The 20,349-nt window shown below is 42.7% G+C and carries 18 protein-coding genes; 2 read left to right on the forward strand and 16 right to left on the reverse strand.

Annotation, left to right across the window (positions count from 1 at the left end; all coding sequences use genetic code 11):
* Positions 1–7 precede the first annotated feature (7 nt).
* From nrfD to G5B00_RS14265, 4 genes are all read right to left on the reverse strand, one after another.
* Positions 8–1,489 carry an NrfD/PsrC family molybdoenzyme membrane anchor subunit gene (gene nrfD / locus G5B00_RS14250; RefSeq protein ID WP_163876761.1) on the reverse strand — a complete coding sequence of 494 codons (1,482 nt, stop codon included), beginning with the start codon at positions 1,487–1,489 and terminating at the stop codon, positions 8–10.
* 29 nt (positions 1,490–1,518) lie between these two features.
* Positions 1,519–4,524, reverse strand: coding sequence for a TAT-variant-translocated molybdopterin oxidoreductase (locus G5B00_RS14255; protein WP_163876763.1), 3,006 nt, complete (start codon positions 4,522–4,524; stop codon positions 1,519–1,521).
* 38 nt (positions 4,525–4,562) lie between these two features.
* Positions 4,563–5,849, reverse strand: a complete 1,287-nt coding sequence (locus tag G5B00_RS14260) for a cytochrome c3 family protein (RefSeq protein WP_163876767.1) — start codon at positions 5,847–5,849, stop codon at positions 4,563–4,565.
* Positions 5,850–6,222: 373 nt separating this feature from the next.
* On the reverse strand, positions 6,223–6,756 hold the full coding sequence (locus tag G5B00_RS14265) for a Fic family protein (protein ID WP_163876863.1): 534 nt from the start codon (positions 6,754–6,756) through the stop codon (positions 6,223–6,225).
* Between the two features lie 219 nt (positions 6,757–6,975).
* On the opposite strand from G5B00_RS14265, the gene G5B00_RS14270 reads away from it, so the two are divergent.
* On the forward strand, positions 6,976–7,434 hold the full coding sequence (locus G5B00_RS14270) for a methionine-R-sulfoxide reductase (RefSeq protein ID WP_163876770.1): 459 nt from the start codon (positions 6,976–6,978) through the stop codon (positions 7,432–7,434).
* Between the two features lie 141 nt (positions 7,435–7,575).
* On the opposite strand, the gene G5B00_RS14275 is transcribed toward G5B00_RS14270, so the two are convergent.
* From G5B00_RS14275 to G5B00_RS14310, 8 genes are all read right to left on the reverse strand, one after another.
* Entirely contained in the window at positions 7,576–8,499 is a 924-nt protein-coding gene (locus G5B00_RS14275; RefSeq protein WP_163876773.1) for a LacI family DNA-binding transcriptional regulator, read from the reverse strand.
* A gap of 91 nt (positions 8,500–8,590) precedes the next feature.
* Positions 8,591–9,610 carry a type I asparaginase gene (locus G5B00_RS14280; protein ID WP_163876776.1) on the reverse strand — a complete coding sequence of 340 codons (1,020 nt, stop codon included), beginning with the start codon at positions 9,608–9,610 and terminating at the stop codon, positions 8,591–8,593.
* Between the two features lie 3 nt (positions 9,611–9,613).
* Positions 9,614–10,393 carry a TatD family hydrolase gene (locus G5B00_RS14285; RefSeq protein ID WP_163876779.1) on the reverse strand — a complete coding sequence of 260 codons (780 nt, stop codon included), beginning with the start codon at positions 10,391–10,393 and terminating at the stop codon, positions 9,614–9,616.
* 146 nt (positions 10,394–10,539) lie between these two features.
* On the reverse strand, positions 10,540–11,511 hold the full coding sequence (locus tag G5B00_RS14290) for an FKBP-type peptidyl-prolyl cis-trans isomerase (RefSeq protein WP_163876782.1): 972 nt from the start codon (positions 11,509–11,511) through the stop codon (positions 10,540–10,542).
* A 20-nt stretch (positions 11,512–11,531) separates the two neighbouring features.
* Positions 11,532–12,542, reverse strand: a complete 1,011-nt coding sequence (locus G5B00_RS14295; protein WP_163876785.1) for a DHH family phosphoesterase — start codon at positions 12,540–12,542, stop codon at positions 11,532–11,534.
* Between the two features lie 42 nt (positions 12,543–12,584).
* A complete protein-coding gene (locus G5B00_RS14300; RefSeq protein ID WP_163876788.1) occupies positions 12,585–13,040 on the reverse strand; it encodes a type II toxin-antitoxin system VapC family toxin in 456 nt (151 codons plus the stop codon).
* A complete protein-coding gene (locus G5B00_RS14305) occupies positions 13,037–13,264 on the reverse strand; it encodes a hypothetical protein (RefSeq protein WP_163876791.1) in 228 nt (75 codons plus the stop codon). The genes G5B00_RS14300 and G5B00_RS14305 overlap by 4 nt, the downstream gene beginning before the upstream one ends.
* 136 nt (positions 13,265–13,400) lie before the next feature.
* A complete protein-coding gene (locus tag G5B00_RS14310) occupies positions 13,401–16,001 on the reverse strand; it encodes a PQQ-binding-like beta-propeller repeat protein (RefSeq protein WP_163876794.1) in 2,601 nt (866 codons plus the stop codon).
* 118 nt (positions 16,002–16,119) lie between these two features.
* Between G5B00_RS14310 and G5B00_RS14315 the strand changes: the two genes are divergently transcribed.
* Positions 16,120–16,512, forward strand: a complete 393-nt coding sequence (locus G5B00_RS14315; protein ID WP_163876797.1) for a DUF423 domain-containing protein — start codon at positions 16,120–16,122, stop codon at positions 16,510–16,512.
* On the opposite strand, the gene G5B00_RS14320 is transcribed toward G5B00_RS14315, so the two are convergent.
* The 4 genes from G5B00_RS14320 to G5B00_RS14335 all read right to left on the reverse strand — a co-directional run bounded on the left by G5B00_RS14320 (position 16,513) and on the right by G5B00_RS14335 (position 20,338).
* Positions 16,513–17,094, reverse strand: a complete 582-nt coding sequence (locus G5B00_RS14320) for a DUF4136 domain-containing protein (protein ID WP_163876800.1) — start codon at positions 17,092–17,094, stop codon at positions 16,513–16,515. It abuts the gene before it with no gap.
* 203 nt (positions 17,095–17,297) lie between these two features.
* Positions 17,298–17,597, reverse strand: coding sequence for a GIY-YIG nuclease family protein (locus tag G5B00_RS14325; protein ID WP_163876805.1), 300 nt, complete (start codon positions 17,595–17,597; stop codon positions 17,298–17,300).
* A gap of 214 nt (positions 17,598–17,811) precedes the next feature.
* Entirely contained in the window at positions 17,812–19,458 is a 1,647-nt protein-coding gene (locus G5B00_RS14330; protein ID WP_163876808.1) for an NAD+ synthase, read from the reverse strand.
* Positions 19,459–19,663: 205 nt separating this feature from the next.
* Positions 19,664–20,338 (reverse strand): porin family protein, encoded by a 675-nt coding sequence (locus G5B00_RS14335; protein WP_163876811.1) that lies wholly within the window; start codon positions 20,336–20,338, stop codon positions 19,664–19,666.
* Positions 20,339–20,349 lie beyond the last annotated feature (11 nt).

A 20,349-nucleotide genomic window follows, 5' to 3' on the forward strand; every position in this document is an offset into this window, starting at 1 on the left:
GCTGTTATTATTTACGTAAAGCGTTAATATCCTCTTCTGTAACCGAATCATATTTACTTGCTAGTGCTTCCCTAAAGTACTCAACTTGCTCTGCAGGGAATGCACCTTCTCCAACCAATTTGGTTTTCTGCTGTAAGCTGGAGCTCTTCAGCAACAGTTTCACCTCTGCGATCGCAATAGCAGGCAAGAAACGTACAAATAGCAGGAACAACGTGAAAAACAACCCGATAGATCCGACGAAAATACCGACATCGACCCAAGTCGGATAGAACATCGCCCATGACGATGGCAAATAGTCACGGTGCAACGAGGTCACGATGATCACGAAGCGCTCAAACCACATCCCGATATTCACCACGATAGACAATACCCATGAAATAGGAATACTGGTACGGATTTTTTTAAACCAAAATAACTGTGGAGAGATCACGTTACAGGTCATCATCGCCCAGTATGCCCAAGCGTAAGGACCGGCCACACGATTGGCAAAGGCATACATCTCATATTCCGAACCCGAATACCAAGCGATAAACAACTCGGTCAAATACGCGATACCCACGATAGAACCCGTCACCATGATGATCTTGTTCATCGACTCGATATGGAACATCGTAATGTAGTGCTCAAAGTTCAATACCTTACGTAAGATCAGCAACAAGGTCTGTACCATCGCAAATCCGGAGAAAATCGCTCCCGCGACGAAGTACGGAGGGAAGATGGTCGTGTGCCATCCCGGAATGACCGATGTCGCAAAGTCCATGGATACGATCGTGTGTACCGAAAGTACCAATGGGGTAGAAATACCAGCCAAGATCAACGAAACGATTTCAAAACGCTGCCAGGTCTTTACCGAGCCGTTCCAACCGAAGGACAACACTTTGTAGATTTTTTGCTTTAAGCCACTTGCACGGTCACGTACCGAAGCGATATCCGGCAACAGACCACAGTACCAGAATACCAACGATACCGTAAAATAAGTCGAAATCGCAAAGGCATCCCATACCAATGGTGAGTTGAAGTTAACCCAAAGCGAACCAAATTGATTTGGCAAAGGGAAAATCCAATAGGCCAACCATGGACGTCCCATGTGGGCAACGACATAGGTTGCCGCACAGATCACGGCAAAGATTGTCATCGCTTCCGCAGAGCGGTTGATGGAGTTACGCCAGTTTTGACGGAAAATCAATAATACGGCTGAGATCAGTGTTCCGGCGTGACCGATACCTACCCACCATACGAAGTCGGTGATATCCCATGCCCAACCTACTGTTTTGTTCAGCCCCCAAGCGCCGATACCCGTCCAAAACGTGTATCCCACGCTCACTACCCACAACATAGCCCCCAAAGCGGCAACGATAAAACCGATCCACCAGGCTTTGTTGGGTTTATTTTCTACCGGCAAAAGGATATCATCAGTGATCTGAGCATACGTGATGCCCTTTCCGGTCATTAAAGGTTCTCTTAATATGGATTCGTTATGCGATGACATAGTTTTTTTATTTCAGATATAGAATAAAATTACGCTTCAATGGTGTTTCTCACTTTCGTCATATAACCGATATTCGGCTGTACATTGATTTCTTCCAAGACATAGTACACACGCTCATTGCGCAATGCTTTCGACACTTCTGAATTCGGATCGTTAGCATCCCCGAAGATAATGGCATTGGCCGAACATGCCGCCTGACAAGCCATTTTCACATCGCCATCCTTCAATGGACGATTTTCAATCTTCGCCTGCAACTTGCCGGCTTGTATACGTTGGATACACATCGAACATTTTTCCATGACCCCACGTGAACGTGTCGTCACATCCGGATTCAATACCAATTGTGTAAACTCATTGTTCAGATAGTTGTCAAAACGTGAATCATTCCAATAGTTGAACCAATTGAAGCGACGCACTTTATATGGACAGTTGTTCGCACAGTAACGTGTACCAAAACAACGATTGTACGCCATATGGTTCAGACCTTCCGAAGAGTGTACCGTTGCCAATACTGGGCAGACCGTTTCACACGGAGCGTGCTCACAGTGTTGACATAGCATCGGTTGGTGCACGACGGTCACGTTTTCGAAGTCCTGTACACCTGCTATTTCTTTTTCTTTCGTGATCTTGTTGCCGTTTTCCTCAATGGTATAATAACGGTCTATACGCAGCCAATGCATCTCACGACGACGGCGTACCTCATCGCGGCCTACGACCGGAATATTGTTTTCTACATTACACGCAACGATACAAGATCCACATCCAGTACAAGCATTCAGATCGATTGCCATGACCCATTTGTGGCCCGGCTGCTCGTACTTGTTCCACAGATCGTATGTCTTGTGCGTATCGGAAAAACGTCCTGATTCGGAATTCGGATCTTTTTGATATTTCGCAAAAGTCGTCTCCCGAATGATATTACGACCTTCAATGGTATGGTGTGTTTGTGTTTGTGCCAACTCGTACGTACCAGACGCTTTGGAAACAGTTGCTTTAGCAGACAGTTGTACTGTACCATTCACCAAGCTCGCCAATGGAAATGCATTCTGACCGACGTTGTTTCCGGCTTTACCGACTTTCGTACGTCCGTAGCCCAAGGCTACAGATACTGTACCCATGGCTTGTCCCGGTTGGAATACAACAGGCAATACTATGGATTGACCATTGGCTTCTACTGTCACTTTTCCGTTTTCACCTACGCCCAATTGCTCGGCAAATTTCGGGTTAAGAGCAGCATAGTTGTCCCAGGTCACCTTGGATACCGGGTCAGGAAGTTCCTGTAGATAAGCGTTGTTGGCATAACGACCATCACGCATAACCGTAGATTCGTACAATTTCAATTCAACATCGCCTGCAATCCTCTTCGCATCGTTTACGATAGCAGAAGCTACCGTAGCTATGTCTACATTAGCCGCATATGAAGAGCCTGTAGCCGTACCTTTATAGACAAAACCTTGCTGCAATACATCTTTCCAGCTTTTTCCGGTTCCTGCCAAGATATTGGTTTCCCAGTTTTGCTTTACAAAATCGTAAATGCTTGCATTGTCTCCTGCCCATACCAACAAGCTTTGCTCCACTTGTCTGGTATTAAAAATAGGGTTGATCGTAGGTTGTACGATGGTAAACAAGCCTTCCTTCGATGATTCGTCACCCCAAGATTCCAAGTAAGTAGGAACCGGTGCGATAGCTTTGGTCTCTGTAGCCGTCTCATCTGCACGATCAGAGAACGACAAGGAGAAATCTACTTTCGCCAAAGCTGCTTTGACATCTTCCGCTTTGAAGTAATCGTAAACAGGATTGCTGTTCAGGAAGAATGCTACTCCGACCTGTCCCGCTTTGGCCGCAGTCAAGAACGCTTGGAAAGCACTGTCCGAACCTTGATATTGTTTAGAATAGTTATCCAGATCAATGATAGATCCATACGCGCCCAATTGGGTGTTGATCGCATTGACCAAAGATTGGATGTTGACATCATTAGCACCTGCCACCACGACAGCCGAGCCTTTGGCATTGACCAATTCTTTTGCCACCAATTTGATTGCAGTCTGTGCCTTAGCATTGGTTGTACCGCCCGAAAGCGATTGCCCGGTAATTTCATTGTACAACGAAATCAATACAGCTCCCTCTTCCGAAGGTTTGATCGCAATACGTACATCGGCATTGGATCCGGTCATGGAAAGACCCGATTCGAATTGGATATGGCGTGACATCTTACCGTTTTTCAACGATTTGTAATCACGGTTTTTAATATAATCTTGTGTATGCTCCTCACCCGACAACCACGTACCCAAAAAGTCAGCAGCTACAGAAACCACCACTTGAGCATTGGCAAAATTATAGGAAGGAACGACAGCTTTACCGAATGTGTTTTTATTGGCCTCGACCAAACCACTATAAGAGACCGCATCCACTTGTACATGGGAAACGGTAGGATATTTCGCAGCAAATCTTGCAACAGCGGCCAATGTAGACGGAGAGTTGACCGTATTGGATACCAACACGATTTGTTTTCCGGCCGCTGCAGCTTTGTCCAATGCAGCAATGACAGTAGCGTCTAGCTTAGACCACTCTACGTCCTTGCCCCCAATCTGCGGGTTTTGCAACTTGGACATATCGTACAGATCCAACACCGAAGCTACAGTAGGTGCATCCGTACCTTGATTCAACCCTACAGCATTCGGGTTGGCTTCAATCGAAATAGGACGCCCTTCGCGTGTTCTGACCAAAACGCTCTGCCCATTGAACGACGAAGCGTAATAATTCGGAATACCCGGAGTGATTTCTTCGGGCTTGATGACATAAGGGACTGCTTTGTGTACCGGAGTACGGTTACAGGCAGCCAATGTCACAGCCCCTAAACCAAAACCTAAAGCTTTCAAGAAATCACGGCGAGGTGCTCTTGTACTTAAACCTGCTTCATTTAAGACATCTTCTACAGGAATAGGCTCAGCAAACTCTCCCTTGCTGCTTTCTGTGAAAGCTGGAGTTTGATTCAACTCTTCTAAGCCTTTCCAATATTTTTTATTGCTATCCATTTAAGCTGTATATAAGATTGCGTTTTCCGATTTAATTATTAATAGTGACACTTACCACATTCCAGACCACCGATCATGGCAGCAGTCATCTTCTCACCTTTTTTCAACTTCTCATGTGCCTCGATCAATTGATCGTAATATTTGTTGTCTGCATTGACCTCGGTCTCTTTGTGACAGTCCACACACCATTTCATCGTCAATGGAGAATATTGATACACTTCTTCCATCGTCTCAATAGGGCCGTGACAAGTCTGACATTCTACGCCTGCTACGACAACGTGCTGAGAGTGATTGAAATAAGCAAAATCTGGCAAATTGTGAATTCTTACCCATTCGATAGGTCTTGGATTATCACCATAGGTGCGTGTATCCGGATCAAAATCCACGGCACGGTACAATTTCAAGATTTCTGGAGAGGTCTCTCCGTTATAATGATCTGCAGCTGTAATCGTATTGTGGCAGTTCATACACACATTGGCCGATGGGATAGAGGCATTCTTGGATTTGAACGCACCTCCATGACAGTATTGACATTCGATCTGATTGACACCGGCATGTATCTGGTGCGAGAACTTGATCGGCTGTACAGGTTTATACCCTTGGTGCACACCGATATTCCACATACCCTGCCATCCCAAAACTGCCAACAACGCAACCAACAGCAAAGCCGTGAAACCCACCAGTTTCTTGTTCTTCAGAAACTTCTGTGCAAATTTCACCTTATCGCCACCTTCATGCTCCTCATTACGGGCTTGGGCAGCCTCTATAGCCGCTTGATTGTTGGCAATCACTTTCTCCAACGTTCGGGTCACACGGTTCAACACCACGATAACACCAATCGCCAAAAGCAACAACGCCGCCATACCGACAAGCATAAACGTATTGGCATCGCTACTAGCACCACCACCTGCAGCACCTCCTGCCGGAGCGGCAGCAGCTTGTGCCAATTTAGCCTCTTCATCCTTCACATAAGCAATGATATTCTTGATCTGGTCATCAGAGAACTGTGTAAAAGCCGGCATCAACAGCTTGTTGTACTCATCAAATAGCGCAACGGCTGTGGGGTCACCCGCATCTACCATGGCCTTCGAATTACGGATCCAAGTGATTAGCCATTCTTCCGAGTGACGCTCTGACATACCAGCCAACGCCGGACCGGTAAGCTTCTTGTCAATTTTGTGACAAGCGGTACAGTTCGCCTTAAACAGCGCCGCCCCTTCTTTTACATCCTGCGCATGTGATGTCAATGTAACAGCAAATAACAATACCAAACTGACCGATATTGACTTCGCGAGTCTTCCCAAAACGGATGAGATATTTCTCATATTTAGCACTTTATACTATTTATTTATGAATATAAAAATTACTTTCTTAATTGTTAGGCCGCCTCTTCCCCCTAACAATGCACAAAAGTAGGACTTTATAAGCAATCCCTGACAATTTAATGACGCAAATTATCAATTTAAAACCATTCTAAATAAATTTGAAAATCAATGTATTTCTTTGTTAAAACAGCCTTACAGTAACTTTTTCTCTTTGCCGCTAGGGTCTTTGAGATTTTGCTATTAAAAAAGTGACCACACGTTCCTTTTATAATTATCAGCATCATTTTTGCTTGTATAATTGTAGTGTAACTTAAAAGAATTTATGGTAAAAAAGACAGCAAGATAATGAGCAAAAATAAATTTTCACACTTCTTTACTTAAATAGATCGATATATTCTGTAAAAGCGTAAAGTTTGCCACGCTGTGCCCCGGTGATTTCTTCAATTACTTTCATTTCTTCCAACAGATCGATCGTTTTATAGGTGGTATTGATTGATTTTCCGATCACGCCCATGGCTTTATTTGCATCAATTATGGGCATGCTATACATAGATTGAACAATTTTTATGGCATCTATGCCTCTGCTACCTGTATTTTTCAGTTTCTCTTCGGTTATCCGTTGCAGTTGGAGGATCGCATTAAATGTTTCGACACCCTTTTTTGATGTTTCAATAATACCGTTTAGAAAAAATTTGAGCCACTGGTTCATGTTGTGGTCTTCTCTTACATACATCAAATTGTCATAATACAGTTTGCGGTTACGCTCAAAATAATCGGATAGATAAAGTATATGCTTTTTAAGTATACCTTTATCTACCAGATACAACGTAATCATTAATCTTCCTACCCGGCCATTTCCATCTAAAAAAGGATGAATGGTTTCAAATTGGTAATGGATAATCGCTATTTTTTATCGCTTTTTTGAAAATCACAAATATTCTTATTTCAAAATTAGGCGTTTTTTTGAAATAACAAATATTTCTATTTCAATTTTTAATCATTTTATGAAATAGCTTAACTGCTTATTTCAGTTTACAACGCTATGCTATAAAAGTTATTCTATCTTTACCTCGTATCATTAGCATCATTTTTGCTTGTATAATTGTAATGTAACTTGAAAAAATTTATGACAAAAATAATAGGATATACCGTTATCTTTGGGTTGGTGGTTTTGAGTTCCTGCGCAAACAATCCTAAAAAACAAAATCAGACGATCATGGATACAATAAAATACAACAAACTCACTCCGGAGGAAGAATATGTGATCCTGCATAAAGGTACCGAAAGGCCATTTACGGGAGAACTCTTGAATAACAAAGAAACCGGGCTTTATCTTTGCAAAAGATGCGATGCTCCACTGTATCGCTCCGAAGACAAATTCGAATCTCACTGCGGCTGGCCAAGTTTTGACGACGAAATACCGGGGGCTGTAAAACGTGTCACAGATGCCGATGGCCGAAGGACAGAAATCTTGTGCAATAGATGCGGTGCACATTTAGGACATGTATTTCTTGGTGAAGGTTTCACCGAAAAAGACACAAGACATTGCGTCAATTCTTTGTCCATGAAATTTGTGAAGAAATGATGTTAGTGTGGAAGGTATCTTCTAAAAAGCCTCTACTATCCCGATGCTGGCGCACGAATCCTTTCGTGTGCCCATCAAGAACAAGCACACGAAAGGATTCGTGCGCTAACATTTGGCTACCGTCAGGTAGACATGGCATCTCTATGACAATAAACCTTTAACAATCTTTTCAGCAATCAAAATCATGTCCTGTTTCAAGGAGACATAGGTCACTGTACTATCTCCGGATAGTACAGGCACATCTGTAGCGATCACGCACGATATCTGCAAACGTTCGCGCGCTATGGTCTCTCCCCCTATCCGTGCAAGACGATCCGTAGAAAACAGCACGGCATCCAACCTATTATGACGAATAAAATCACTGATTTGCGCACATATTTCTGTTTCTTCCAAGGATATCTGGATTTTTTTCATCAGCACATCTCCAGCATATTTGTCCATCGCGTTCATATACCCTTCCTGAAATTCTCGCATCCTATATGCGTTGGATTGGCAGACCACCAAGCCTACCCGGGCATCCTTGTGGTCGCTCCAATAATCATGGATAGCCTCCACCACTTTCGGTTTGTAATCTGCAACGACATGGTCGATCTTCAATCCTTCGGCGATACAGTCATACAATACAACCCGAATATTGTTTGCCATTATTTTTTTTAGTGAACTATCCATGTTTTCAAACGGCATGAGCACGTATCCGTCCATTTCCTTATGCTGTAAAATGCGGATCAATTCTTCGCCTGCCACCACATCTCCGTTCATACTGACAACAAACCCATGATGGCCTTGCTTTCTCAACAGTCTTTCTATCTCAAAAGCAAGAAGGCTTTGCTGCGGAGCTGCAATATCTTCCAATAAGATCCCGAATATTTTGGTTTTCTTCAACTGCGGGCGGGCTATAGGATTAGGTTTGTATCCTACTTTTCGGGCATAATCCTTTACCTTACGGATAGTAGCAGAACCGATATGACCTTCCCCCTTGCCATTCAGCACCAAAGACACTGTCGTCACCGAAACACCGGTCGCACGGGCAACATCTGTTATGGTCAATTTTTTCTTCTGTGTCATACAACTGCACTAAGTAATAGGTAATAATACAACAGCTAAGATAAAAAATTCGTAATTCGTAATTCGTAATTCGTAATTCGTAATTCGTAATTTAATCATTCACCGTCAATTCGCCCCGAATATCTTTCTCCACCCAAAAGGCTACCAATTCCTGGTCTTCAAACTCACCTTGCAGGTACATAAGCTTGGTAATAGCAGCCTCAAACGTCATATCATATCCATTGAGCACGCCGATCTGTTTGAGTCCCTGACTAGTTTCGTACCTTCCCAATTCGACGGAACCAACCTTACACTGCGAAATATTCAAGATATTTTTGCCTTGTCCGATAGCTTCTTTCAACAAATCCAAAAAAGCCGGATCAGTAGTCGTATTGCCCGAACCAAAAGTTTCCATCACAATGGAACGCACATCGGATTGTAGAACAGCCCTGATTGTTTCGAGACGAATGCCCGGAAACAGTTTCAACACCCCTACCCTGTTGTCGAGCTTATCGTGGAATACCAGTTCCTTGTCTCCATTGTACAACAAGGCTTCGAAATTATACTTCAAATGAATGCCCGCTTCGACAAGCACGGGATAATTTGGTGAACGAAAAGCCTCAAATTTTGCTGAATTATACTTGAAAGAGCGATTGCCACGGAACAATTTATTATCAAATAAGATACAAACCTCTTGTATGACCGATATGCCATTGTGTTTGGTCGAGGCTATTTCAAGAGCCGTCATCATATTTTCACGTGCATCTGTACGAATCTCACCGATAGGGAGTTGTGATCCCGAAAGAATAACCGGTTTTTGCAGACCTTCCAACAGGAAGCTCAAAACAGAAGCCGTAAATGCCATCGTATCCGATCCGTGCAGAATGACAAAACCATCGTATTGCTCATAATTGTCCCTGATAAGACGGGCCATCTCTAGCCAGATATCCGGTGTCATATTGGACGAGTCGATAATCGGATCAAAAGAATGTACTGTCAACTTGTAATCTAGGCGGCTTAAGTCCGGTAGATTCTTCTTGATAAGCTCAAAATCGAAAGGAACAAAAATACCATTTTCGTCTTGCACCATCCCGATTGTGCCACCTGTGTATATGATAAAGATATGTCTCATGTGCTAAATACCAAATATATCGATAGAGTTTTGCGTCGTGATCTCAGCGATTTTTTCTATTCCGATCTGATGGATATCCGCCACCTTTTGAGCGACATAGTACAAATAGGCACTTTCGTTTTCCTTTCCCCGAAAAGGTGAAGGAGCAAGATAAGGAGCGTCGGTTTCCAACACGATATGCTTCAAATCAATCTGCCGCACGACTTCATCCAAACCAGCCTTTTTAAATGTAACGACCCCGCCTATACCCAATTTGAAACCGAGATCAATAGCTCTACTCGCCTGTTCCAGATTTCCCGTGAAACAGTGGAAGATACCAAACAGCTTGTCGTCATTCAGTTCCTCCAATAATTCAAAGATTTCGTCAAATGCCTCTCTGCAATGAATGTCAATGGGTAATCCTAATTGTTTTGCCCAGCCCACTTGTGTACGGAAAGCATCTTTCTGCCACTCCAAGGTACTTTTGTCCCAGTACAGATCAATCCCTATCTCCCCAATAGCATACACGCTATGGCCAGCAATCGCTTTTTCGATCTGAGCAAGTTCCTGCTTATAACCTTCCTTGACACTGCAAGGGTGCAAACCCAGCATAGGGAAACAATTTTCGGGATAGGTAGCCACCGTATCCAATACAGGCTGTATCGACCCGCTGTCTACATTCGGAAGAAACAATCGATAAATATGATTGTCCCGACAACGTTGCATTTGTTCGTTTATCTTTTCCGTATGGACATTGTAATAGAAATGTGTATGCGTATCTGTCAGTATGTAGGATGGAGCCATAGACAAAAATAGAGAAGATTTATGTAGGGGCGAAACATTTTTCGCCCTTTATGATGCATTTTGGGCAAAATATCTTTTGCCCCTACATTGAATATAAAAAAACGCGACTCTTTTTGGGAGCCGCGTTTTTTATATTAAACCGTTTTTTATTGTTCAGCTTTAGGCAAAGACGGTACAGAATCTGTAGCAACCGGAGCCTTCACAATATCAACCAACTCTACGTCAAATATCAATGGCGCATAAGGAGGGATTTTATTTCCTGCCGGACGATCTCCATATCCCAAAGAAGAAGGAATGATGAAGGTTGCTTTGCCACCTTTGTTCAACAATTGGAGACCTTCTGTCCATCCCTGAATAACCGGATCGTTACCAATACTGAAACGGATAGGCTCATACGTACGCATTGGATTCGCCAAATTATGCTTTTTGGCCAATTCTTCATTATTTGTATCGAAGACCGTTCCGTTGGTCAATTTACCAGTGTAGTTGACGACTACAGTATCTCCGACAGCAGGTTTGTCACCGCTTCCTTCTTCGGAAATAATATATTGCAAACCACTATTTGTTTTCTTAGGCTCTAACTTGTTTGAAGAAACATAGCCGGTAATCTTACCTTCTTCTGCATTTTTCAAGTTCTCCAATTCACCTTTGAAATAATTGTCTACTTCTGCATAAAGTGCAGAATCAGTCAATTCGCCTTTTTTGAAGTGCTTTCTTACTTTGATACGGAAAGTCACATATTTATCACCGATCTCCGGTTTTGGTTGCCCTGTTTTGGCTGCCATCGTATCCAGGTTAAGGCGAAATATAGCACTATCTCCTTCACCCAATTTTGTGAACATAGAGTTGTAATCTCCTGGATAAAGTCCAGGCAATGAGTCAGGAGCGATATTGACGATTTGGGGCAGTCCCAGATCATATGTACTGTTCAACAATGAATCTTTACGATCCGACAGGATCATCATATCTACAGACAATAAATCACCGGCTACGGCCTTTTCGGCACCTGCATCCTTCACGATTTTGTACTCCAGACCACCTTCACCTTTTTTAAAGCTCTGGCATGATGCAGCCACCAATAACACAGCTGCAGATAGAAATAGAATTGATTTCTTCATTTTATTTGTTTACTACTTTTTTACTTTGTTAATAGCTCTTTATATTCCGGCAATACCGATTTCAATTTGTTGACAACCGTACTCAAATCTTCGGATGAACTTCCACCCGAGGCATTCAAGTGTCCTCCACCATTGAAATATTTTTTACATATCTCATTACAAGGGATTTCGCCGATCGAACGCAAAGATAACTTAATTAATTCGGTTCTGTCAACAATTAATGCAGCTAATCTTATACCTTTTATCGAAAGCGCATAGTTTACCAAGCCCTCCGTATCACCGGTAGTGACTTCAAATTGTGCCAAATCCTCTTTGCTGATCGCAAAAAGGGCTGTGTTGTAGTCTGGAATGACTTCCAAACAATTCAACAGGCAGTATCCTAAAAATTTTAATCTTTTTTCGGTAGAACTGTTGTACACATGCTCGTGTATCTCCCAATTACGGGCTCCTGCGTCAATCAGGCTCGCAATAATGTGGTGTACGGCAGACGTTGTGGAACGAAAGCGAAAAGATCCTGTATCCGTCATGATACCTGCATAAAGACAGGTAGCGATATCGGCATTGATGCTGCCTGCATCCTGCATGATGTCCGCGATAAACGTGTACACCAGTTGGGCCGTAGCGGCAGCCTTAGCATCCCAATAAGACAGATCTGCAAAATCTTCCGGATCCAAATGATGGTCAATCATCCACTTTTGGCCATTGGCTTGGGCAATGATCTCCTCCAATATGTTGGCTCGGGACAAAGCACTGTAATCCAAACAGAAAAGAATATCTGCACGCTCAAACAAGGTTTGGCATTTTTCAGGTTGTTGGGGATAAATGAGCACATCCTCACGTCCGGGCATCCAATCCAAAAATGTGGGAAAATCGGAAGACACGACTACTTCTACGTCGTGACCATGCTTCTTTAACCAATGGTATAGTCCCAGGGACGAACCCAAAGCATCTCCGTCGGGTTTATGATGCGTCGTGATGACTATACGTCGGGGGTGATCCAGTAATTGTAAATTTTTTTCTCCTTTAAGCATAAAATATCTAAGGACACAAACCTACAAATTATTTTTAAAACGCTATAATTGTTGAAAGGCTTTAAGAGGTAGACATTCCACTTCAATAAATATACGATGTAGATGGTCAAAGTCCCGGTCGGTTGTAATAAGTTTTAACCCCAAAAGTGCTGCAGTAGTGGCTATCCAAAGATCATTTTTTCCCATATTTCTTGGCGTAGTAAACGAGTAGTCTGTATAGGATGGATTACGACATTGAGAAAAAGCATCGATTTCGGCATAAGTATCCACAAGATTTTCATTAATTTCTATGATGACAGCATCTTCCAGTACGGCATTCACTGTTTTCCATTTCTTTGCACCCCACTTATTTTGCAATGCAATGGATTTCAGTTCGCTTAACGAAGCAATGGATACAAAAACCTTCTCATGAGTTGGATTAATCACGGTATTAAATAACCGCCTACCTCTATCTTTGGCTAGTAAAATCAGAATATTGGTATCCAGTAATAGATTCATTTACTTTCATTCAACGTTTTAAGAGCCTTATCAGCTTCTTCTTTCGTCAAAAAAGCCTCATCCGGCAATTTATTAAGCCGACCTTGAATGTTCGCTGTGTTTTTACCTAGCTTATTGGCAAACGCGGTTGTGCCTCCGGCAGCCATAACCTCTGCGATGGAATATGTTTTATATCTCGGTGTCGACGAAAGTGACCCTGTTTTATTTTTTTCTTTAACAGCCATTTACCACCTCCTATTATTCTCAAAGATACATAAAAATTTCTTAGTACAGGACAAAACCTTAAGCACATGCGGCATGTGTGCCTAGCTTAAAGAAAAACTAATCATAGCATGGCGCACGCCTGTGGCGTGTGTTCTTTTACTTCTGATGCTTAAAAGCATACAACTTACGGTCCCGGCGCATCGTCAACAAATACATATCACTGTTATAATTGATCCGGCCATAGTAGAACAACGGCAACCCTTCGACAGGAAAACCCTCCATGACATTTCCATTTGCCTCAAACAGATAGAGAAGATTGGTCGGTCGGGAAGCAATGCCCAACAAATATTGTCCCCGATTCGAAACCGATTCGAAATGCTGAGGGCGATTGACAATATCTTTTGTGAAATTATAATCAAACAACAACCGTGCGCTGTCCGCTATATCGTACACCCGCAGATGACCTTTGTCCACCAATATCAATTCCGGCATAGAAGTGGCATTGATATTCACAAAATCCGAAAAATGTTTGGGAAGACGTTCATCCACGCTATAACGTACGGCATTTCCATCCAAAGCAATCTTATTGAGATAACCCATGTCGTCTGTCCACCACGCTAGCTGTCCTGATACCATCAATGGATTTTGAATCTTTACCTCCCCAGGACTGCTGTACGTCTGCACCACATGGCCTCTCTCGTCCAAGAAGTAAACCTTGCCCATATCGGTAGCCAGCACAAAACGGTCATTTATACGCTGTATCGGCCCCGTCACATTCCCTTGTAGCTCGGTATCGTGCCAATCGGCATAAATATCACCGTTCAAGTCATAGGCGTACACGGATTTTTGTCCCGTTATCAGCATCACCTTGGAATTATTAATCGTCACGATCGTAGGGGCAGCAATGGGTTCTTCGGGCAGCGGTAATGAAAAACCAGGTAAAACTTTTCCATCGGTATTAAATCTATACAACCTGTTCTTGTCCGTCACCAAAACGATAGTTCGGTCTTCAAGTTGTTGTATATCCCCGACCACACGACCCGAAAATACAGTAGACCACAATTTCTGACCTGTAGGATGGATAGCGTGAATGGTATGATCCAATTCTTGAATAATGATAAATTTGGAGGTGTCCGAATGTTCAAAAACATAAGGCTGCGTAATGGCACTGTTCTCAAAACTATACGTCCACTCCGGTGTGACACCAAGAGCCGACTTGCTCTGGTAGACCGCATACACCTGTGAACTTATCTTGCCATTATTGCCCGACAGCTGCACAGACCAAGAATGAAAATCCTGAAAACCAAAATTCTCGGTATCCTTGAAATTATCCTGAAAAGGTTGGGTCAATGAGTTGGTAATTTTTTGCCGGGCATTCCCTGTATGGACAAAAAGCGTCACATTGGCTTCATAGCTCTGTAACTTCTCAAAGTTCTTAAAACCCAACGTACCTGTCAGCAGGTTTCTACTACGCCAGTCCTCGCGATATGCCCGCAATGTATGGCTGCTGTTGGCCAATACGAGAACATCTTCGACGAAAGTGACATACGGTCTGGTCAAAGGTTTGAAAGGATCCCCAAATTTTTTATAGAGTACGTTCGGAGTTTTGAATCGAAAAATCGAATCGGTGGTCTTTTCGAAGTGTAAGACTTGGATTTCCTTCCAGGCTGTTGTATCGTGGAGACGAATAAAGGCCATATAGTTTTGACTGCCCGTCTCCAGACAAGCAAACTCATTTCCGAGTACCTGCTCAAGATGTTCACTGAGGCTTGTGGTGTCAACTTCTTGGGCAACACTTTCTTTCCTCCTTTTGAACAGATCTTTTAGATCTTTTTGAAATCTGGAACGATCACTGATACTGTATTCTATGTATAAGGCTGTATTTGCCGGAAAGAAACCATAAAGGCTCTGTACTTTTTTTTGTTGGTTTTTGAAGATAGAAACATAATTTTCCGAATATTGATCTAATTCGCTTTCGCCGGTCAACATGAGGGCATCCTGCCTAAAATTGATATTCCATGCCGATTGTCCTTGTAGATTTTTGAACAAATCCAGAAATGGGCCTCCATCTCTACGCTGATAGAGATGAACGACGCTGTCATACTGTTGATGGGGAAAATATATGCTCAATGGTGTATTTCGAGAACTATTCTTGAGGAAAAAATCGATCTGCTCATCAGGTAGATGTCGGGTTGCCTTATCCACGATTCGCGACAAAAGTGGTATAGAACGAGAGGCAAAAAATATGTTTTGATGATAGAGTAGATGTAAAACCGAATCCTTACTACCATAAGCAAGTGCGTACATCCGGTGTCCCAATGTATCCGTTTCGGAAACCTTATATCGGGTATCCATTTTGTGCAAAAGGTTCGGCAGTTGGTTTTCGGGGACTGTGGTTGTCGTCGGAATAGTGAGCAGCATATCTGTCCCTTTTTGTGCCGGATGAAACGAGATATAGATTTCTGCATCCTGTACGAAAGCACCGATTTCCTCGTGCCGCAAAATCTGGTTTTTGAACTGTGCAAGCAGATTAACTTCCTCTTTGCCCAACAGAGCCTCGAAAACATCAAAATCCTTAAAAATATTATCCGATACCTCATTGTTGCGTAGCGATACGATAAGCATCGTATTGTCGGGAAGATGCCTCAACGGTCTGGCCGCATGGCTTTGTTCTCTATCGAGGCTTCGAAAATAAAAGACAGAAGCAACAATAACTGCTACGAATAAAACGGCCGAAAATATTATCGTATTACGCATGATACAAACCTAGGAATTTCAATCCTAATATAAAAAAAGATAAAAAAACCTGTTCTTTACAGGATATTTTTTACATTTATAAACGATTTTTGACTTATATTTTTTTATATATAGCTATATGAATAAGCAGATCATTTTAACGGCCTCTTTTTTTGGACTATTAGGCGTTGTGCTCGGTGCCTTTGGTGCGCATGGATTGGAGGGAAAAATAAGTGATTATCATCTGGGTACCTGGAAGACAGCCAACCAATACCATTTTTACCATACCTTTGCACTGCTGTTTATTTCTACTTTCTCAAGGGCCAAGAGCCAGTCTATTCGGGTGTCATTTATTGCCTTTACACTAGGGATACTCCTCTTTTCGGGCTCTTTGTACCTTTTGAGCGTGCGCGACCTGATAGGCTTGGATAGCTTTACGGCTATACTAGGCCCTATTACACCCCTTGGCGGACTCAGTTTTATGGTCGGCTGGATTGGACTATTTGTCGCCGCTGTCAAGCATAGGGCGTAATTATCTTTTCCGCGCCTGCACCGGATATTCTTTCATAATACCTGTGACGATCTTCGGAAGATCATTGATAGCTTTCTCAGGAATATTGACCTGTCCCGTACCACGTGCTTGCCATATCACAGCATTGGTACTGCGGTCGATTGCTTCCAGGATAATATGTCCGTACCGCACACGTTCTTTTCCTACGGGATAAGAACCGCCATAATAACCGTAAAATCCCCACGGCCTATACCAGCCCCAAGGGCCACCCCATCCCCATCCGCCATAATAAGGCGAACTATAAACCAATCGGCTCTTGTTATTCACAATAGCTACGTAACGAAACAGGATATCGGGGTTCTCTTTGGTATAGGTTAGACCACGGGCCTCCAATTCTTTATTGGCCGTGCCAATGATATTACTCTTTGCGATATCGTTGGTAAAATAATCTTTTGAAAGCGAATCGATAGGTGGCAGCCAACCATACGTTTTGTATTGATAAAAATCGATAGATTGCTGACGTGTGGTATGGTAGTTATAGGTCGCACATGAACCCATAATCAATAGAACCGTAACCGATAGAAAAAATAGTGCCTTGTTCATGACAGCTCCTTAATTTAGTACGTATTGGACTACAAAGGTAAGGGATGGTTTAAATTGGGTAAAAGATTTTTTGCCTATCGGGCACAAGTCGACCCGCACACGATCTATCCCTCTAAGACTTGCAGTAGCTAGCGACTTTTACGTTGTGATTAGTTTATCGTCATTTCGAACGAAGAGAGAAATCTATGGATAAGCAGATTACATTACCAATCTCTTATATCTTCCCATAAGTTTCTCCAATTTGGATTCATTGCATTTATCAATCTTTCCTTCTTCTCTCTCCGCCATTTCTTGATTTCTTTTTCCCTATCTATTGCTTCCTCAATAGAAGAAAAGAGTTCATAATATACACATATAGAAAGATTATATTTAGCAGTGAATGATTTGGGGTATTTCTTTTCTCGATGTTCTCCCAATCGCCAGAGCAGATCCGAGGTGACACCAATATATAAAGTTGTTCTAGTAACATTTGTCAAAATATATACCGCACCACCTCTTTCCATACTTTAAAAGATTGCTTTTTTTTTTACAAATATACCGTCATATGGACAAAGCATGAGGAGATATCTATGGATAAATAAGGGATTATTTTCCTACCTAACCATAGATTTCTCTTCGTCGTACCTCCTCATCGAAATGACGATTTTCATAACGAATCTCTTTGTCAGAATGTCCATTTTAACCTAAATGTGACCATAAAATTCAAATATAGATATTTTAAAAAGGAAACCTCGCCACCAGTGGAATGGATCTTCCAGGGCCAAATGCTTTAGGGCTTACGCGCAGAATGGGTGGAGCTTGAAAACGTTTGAATTCAGCATTATTGACCAGTCTTGCAACACGTTGCACCAGCTGCTCGTCAAATCCTAAGTGAACGATTTCCGATCCGGATTTTTCCAGCTCAATGAGCTGATACAATACCGAATCCAGAATTTCGTAAGGAGGCAACGAGTCTGAATCCTTCTGATCGGGACGCAACTCTGCCGAAGGTGGTTTGGTGATAGTATTCTCCGGAATGATTTCCCTGTCGCGATTGATGTATTCGGCCAATTTAAAGACCTGCGTCTTGTACACATCACCGATGACGCTCAGTGATCCTGCCATATCCCCATATAGAGTCCCATACCCGACAGCCGCTTCGCTCTTGTTGGAGGTATTGAGCAAAATATGGCCAAATTTATTGGAAATAGCCATCAAGAGTGTACCCCTGATCCGGGCTTGTATATTTTCTTCGGTCGTATCTGGATTCCGTCCTTCGAAGGCTTTATGCAACGTATTTTCGAAAGTGAAGGCAATGTCTTGGATCGGCAGAAGCAAATGTTCACAACCCGTATTTTGAACCAGATCAAGTGCATCTTTCAGCGAATGATCCGACGAATATCGGGAAGGCATGAGTACGGCCAATACATTTTCAGCACCCAACGCTTCGATGGCCAAAGCAGCAACCACCGCTGAATCTATTCCACCGGACAGCCCCAATACAGCTTTTTTAAAACCCGATTTTGAAAAGTAATCTTTCAGTCCCAGAATAAGCGCTTCGTGGATCAGCGCAATATCGGTATCCTTTGCCACATCGACTGAGGGGGGTGGCAAGGCCGTGATGTGGCTATTCAAAACCTCTACGTATTGCAGGTCTTCGGCAAATTTATGCAGTTCGGCAACGATATTGCCCGATTTGTCCAAAGCCAGCGACCGGCCATCAAAAATAATATCGGTGTGGGCACCGACATGATTGACATAGACCAAAGGTGCATTGGCTTTTAGCACATTTCTTTTTAGGACATTGACCCTGTTTTGAAAATGGGAATATGAAAATGGCGAAGCAGCAATATTAATGATCAGATCCGGCTTTTCCAAAGCAAGTTCCTGTATCAAATCCCCTACATACGAGTTTTGCTGATCATCATCCCAAAGGTCTTCGCAAATGGTAAGGGCAACTTTCATCCCCCGGATATTGATGCAATGCGTATTTCTATTGGGTTCAAAATAACGGTATTCGTCAAAGACATCATAATCGGGCAGCAAGGATTTAGCGGTCACGGAGACCACCTCGCCTTTGGAGATATACGCGGCCGCATTGACTAAGGACTTCCCCTCCGGGGAAGTATTGGGGAGGGGAGCTCCTATAATGCAGTCTATACCATCACAATGGGTCGCAATTTCTTTTACCGCCCGTTGACATTGTTCGATAAAAACAGCATTTCGCAATAGATCTTTGGCAGGATAGCCTCCAATAGCCAACTCCGCAAAAACAATCAAATCAGCTTTGTCCAGAACGGCCTGTTGTATGGCCGTGATTATTTTTTTCTGATTAGCCTCAAAGTTTCCGATATGATAGTTTAATTGTGCTAAAGCTATTTTCATAGGATGATTTATTTACCAGAGTTTATTTGCATCCTGAGGCTTACCGACTGCAAAGCAGGCATCAGGGACGTGTTGGCGGTTCTGGGGCTGATGCAACATTGGATCTTTAACTATATAGTTTTAGATCCTTCCTATCGTCAGGATGACAAAAGGAAACGTCGAGCCCTCAACTCAAGGGTTTTGCGTTTGCATCAGAGAATTTCCTTTAAAAAAACAATCCTAAATTAAGCGCAACAAAAGAAGTTTTTGGTTTCCCTTCATTGTTGATGGCTCTGGTGAAACCATTATTGAACGATAATCCGGTCAACAGCGCCAGGTTGTCGTTCAGTTTCCATTCTGCACCTCCACCCAATTGAAGGCCAAGACGGAACAAATCGTCTTTGTCGATACCTCTTTTCTTGGTTTCTCCTGCCAATTTTTCTTTACCCGAAACCTTAAAACCTGCCGTAAAACCAAACTGGCCATAGAAACGACCAAGCTCGTTTTCATTGCTTTTCAGCTTCACGGTCAAAGGGACATCTACATACTGTAAACGTATCAAGTCTCTTTTTGCATTATCTGCTGCCGAAGCTGGCGGCTCTACACTCGATGCAATAGAATTGATCAGCAAACCTGTCGAGAAATAATAGTTTTTGGCAAATCCCAAATCGGCAATCAAACCATATGAAAAACCCATTTTTGAACCGGATTTATAATCATCGTCATTATATCTGTACCAACCAATATTAGGATTGATCGACAATCCCAAACGGAAATTTTTCTCATCAAGACTACTGCTGTTTTGATTGGTATAGTAATCTTGTGCCGATACAGCATTGCCACATAGGACAGCACCTAGCAGTGCTAGCGAAGCGAATAGTTTTTTGGTAAAGTTGGTCATAATCATTATTG

It is taken from the genome of Parapedobacter sp. SGR-10 (assembly GCF_011030405.1).
Lineage (GTDB): Bacteria > Bacteroidota > Bacteroidia > Sphingobacteriales > Sphingobacteriaceae > Sphingobacterium.